Source organism: Streptococcus parasanguinis, from assembly GCF_001069785.1.
In the GTDB taxonomy this organism is placed as follows: Bacteria; Bacillota; Bacilli; order Lactobacillales; family Streptococcaceae; genus Streptococcus; species Streptococcus parasanguinis_T.
Window position 1 is genome coordinate 1 of sequence record NZ_JVSR01000068.1, and the last position, 3,025, is coordinate 3,025.

At 41.6% G+C, this 3,025-nt stretch carries 1 protein-coding gene; it reads left to right on the plus strand.

The features are described from left to right. Positions 1–277 precede the first annotated feature (277 nt). Positions 278–2,977, plus strand: a complete 2,700-nt coding sequence (locus ADG03_RS11930; protein ID WP_049520970.1) for a C69 family dipeptidase — start codon at positions 278–280, stop codon at positions 2,975–2,977. The last annotated feature ends 48 nt before the right edge of the window (positions 2,978–3,025 follow it).

Here is a 3,025-nt window from a genome sequence, read left to right on the forward strand (position 1 = left end):
GAAATCGAATTCTAACGAATTACCGATTTCTGTCCCACTCTCTTTTTTTCCTAAAAAATGTAGCAAAATCGTAAACTAACAGAAAATTGTTTGAAATCTCAATAAATATATATAATTTACATAGAAATGAGTTGATAGAAAGATTATTTAGAAAAAAATAGAATAAAAACAAGTCTGGTAAGCGTTTGCAAAAATAACTGAAAAGAGGTAGACTGGGAGTATAAAAAATCAGGAATAGTGCCTTTTTTAAAAGGGACATTCGAAAAGGAGATTTGCCATGAAGAAATGGTTGTTTAAACTTTCATTGGTAGCAATGACATTTTTGCTCCTACCAGTTCAAGCAGTTCAAGCCTGTTGTGGCTTTATCATTGGTCGCCAATTGACTAAGGATGGGACTACTCTCTTTGGTCGGACAGAAGATTACCCTTACTATCCAAATGGTGGCAAGCACAACAAGAATTATGTGGTTGTTGATGCGAAGAATTATAAGGAAGGGGATCAACTGGAAGACGAATCCAATGGTTTTACCTATCCACATGCTGCCAGTGAAATGAAATACACAGCGACTTATGACTCAGCTCGTGGAGATGGTAGTAACGGTGCTTTTGGTGAACATGGATTTAACGAAGCCGGCGTCTCTATGACATCAACCGTTACAGCAATTCCAAACAAAAAAGTCTTGAAGACTGATCCATTGACAGAAAACGGAATTCCAGAAGCTGCTATGTTGGACGTAGTTTTACCACGCGTTAAGTCTGCTCGTGAAGGGGTTGAATTCCTAGCTAAAGTCATTGAAGAAAAAGGATCAGCTGAAGGGAATGTTGTCGTTTTTGCAGACCAAAAAGAAACTTGGTATATGGAAATTCTTTCTGGTCACCAATATGTAGCGGTAAAAGTCCCAGAGGACAAATATGCAGTCTTTGCAAATACCTACTACCTTGGTCATGTGGATTTGAATGACAAGGAAAATGTGATCGCTTCGAAAGATGTCGAAAAAGTAGCCAAAGAATCTGGTAACTACAAGACAGATAAAGACGGTAACTTCCATATCGCTAAATCTTATGGACCAGAAAAATATGCTGAAGGAGACCGTTCACGTACTTACGCAGGAATCACTCTTTTGGATCCAAATTCAAAAGTGACTTATGAAGATGATGAATACGAACTCTTCCGCTCACCAACAGATCCAAACAAGAAATTTACTTTGGAAGATGCATTTGCTCTCCAACGCAACCGTTTTGAACATTTGAATGGTCGATTTGTTCCAGACGATCAAATTGGTGTCAAGAAACAAGGTGATGATGGTAGTAACGATACTGTTCGGAAAGACCAATACAAATATGCTTTAGGAAATGAAAACGTCATCGATGCCCATGTCTATCAAATCAATCCAAATCTTCCAAAATCATTTGGTGGAACTGTATGGCTCGGCATGGGACCTTCACGGAATACCCCTTATGTTCCATTCTATGGAAATGTAAAAGATACTTACGAAGCTTTTAAACCTCAAACGGCTACTTATGATCCAAATTCATGGTATTGGACAGTATGGCACATCGACCAAATGGCCATCCACAACCAAGATCTCTTTGGAAAATCTATCCAAAATCACTGGAAAGCACTAGAAGAACAGCTCATTATCGAACAAAAAGTGAGCGATGCAAAATACGCTGCCTTGAAAGCTGATGAAGCTGCAGCAAAAGCAGTTGAAGATAAGGTGACTGAGGATGCTTTAGCTCGGTCTGAACGTCTCTTCAAACAATTCAAGCAATATGAGTCTGAATTGTCTGCAACTCTAAAAGAAGCAGGTCGTACAGATGATCCATACCGAGCATCTTTACCAGATGACTACAAGGATCCAACAGAGTCAAGTACAGAGCCAAGCAAGGCAGAAACGAAACCAAGCACCGAATCAAGTACAGAACCAAGTAAGGAAGAAACGACCCCAAGCACCGAGGCAAGCACGGAGCCAAGCAAGTCAGAAACGACCCCAAGCACTGAGTCAAGCACGGAGCCAAGCAAGTCAGAAACGACCCCAAGCACTGAGTCAAGTACAGAACCAAGCAAGGCAGAAACAACCCCAAGCACCGAAGCGAGTACGGAGCCAAGCAAGGCAGAAACGACTCCAAGCACCGAAGCAAGTACAGAACCAAGCAAGACAGAAACGACCCCAAGCACCGAAGCAAGTACAGAACCAAGCAAGACAGAAACGACCCCAAGCACTGAATCAAGTACTGAGCCAAGCACGGACGCAACGACGACAACAGCTCCAAGTACCGATCCAAGTAAGGATGAAACTAAGCCAACTGAGCCAAGTACCGAACCGAGCAAGGATGAAACCAAGCCAACTGAGCCAAGTACCAAACCGAGCAAGGATGAAACCAAGCCAACTCAACCAAGTACTGAACTGAGCAAGGATGGAAACTCATCAACTACTATTGTTCCTGCTCCAACTACAAACAATCGTCCAGTTCTACCGACGAATTCCTACATTTTAGTAGATCCTGTTACTGGAATCACCTTACAAAATCCAGATTTTGCCCAAGGGGGCTTTAATTTGGCAACTTCTGTATTGAAGGATGTCCAAGCCCTCAAAGGTAAAGACTATCAGATTTACGACATTCAATTGTCAAATCAAAATGGGCCTGTTCATCAATTCAGCCCAACTGTGGTGACCATGCCAGTTGATCCTACGAAAGAAGTAGAATCTGTTGTAGGTATTGGAGAAGATGGTAAGGTTGAAACCTACCAGTTCAGCTTGAATGAAGACAAGAGCAAGGTAACCTTCACAACCAATCACTTCTCAGCTTATGGAGTTGTCTACAAAACAGCAACTAAGGTAGAGGTAAAAACAGAAAGCAAGAAATTGCCATCTACTGGACAAACCATTTCAATGGTTGGCATCGTTGGCGGTGTCTTGATTGGTGCACTTGGACTTGCCTTCTATGTAGAAAAACGCAAACAGAACAAAGCTTAAAAAACAACTTTTTAAGAAAGAAAAAGAGACCGGACATATAGTCCGGTC